The sequence below is a fragment of the Streptomyces sp. SID3212 genome, assembly GCF_009865405.1.
GTDB lineage: Bacteria > Actinomycetota > Actinomycetes > Streptomycetales > Streptomycetaceae > Streptomyces.
This window is the reverse complement of the sequence record NZ_WWJY01000711.1, coordinates 1-424: the sequence shown is the minus strand read 5'-3', so window position 1 is coordinate 424 and position 424 is coordinate 1. Positions and strand designations below refer to the sequence as shown.

Below are 424 nucleotides of genomic sequence, written 5' to 3'. Positions count from 1 at the left end.
GGCCGCCGCGGCGGCCTCCTCCCAGGAGGCGTCCGGCCCGGTCTTGAGGAGCCGCGCGAGCCCGTCGGCCAGGCTCTCCTCCGCGAGGGCGTACCGGTCGAGCCCGAGGAGCACGGGCCGCTCCGGCGCGTCGGCGTCGACGGGGCTCTCGCGGTCACCCGCCTCCTCCGCCTCGTCCTCTTCGCTCTCCTCGGGGCCCTCCTGGAACACCAGGACCACGCCCTCGGAGACGGCGTGCCGCACGGCCTCGTCGGGATCCGGCACGCCGTGCCCGGCCAGGGCGGTACGTACCGACGACGCCTCCACCGCGGTGTGGCCCTGGAGCGCGCCGCGCTCCAGCAGCCACCCGACGAGCGCGGCGGCCCGCCGCTCGTCACCGGGGCCGCAGGCCGCGCCGAGCAGCGCCCGCGCGAAGCCGTCCGCC

General features: G+C 79.0%; 1 pseudogene. It reads right to left on the bottom strand.

From position 1 onward, the window contains the following. Positions 1-424 (bottom strand): annotated as a pseudogene (locus GT042_RS21175) (DNA helicase RecD); the annotation flags it as partial.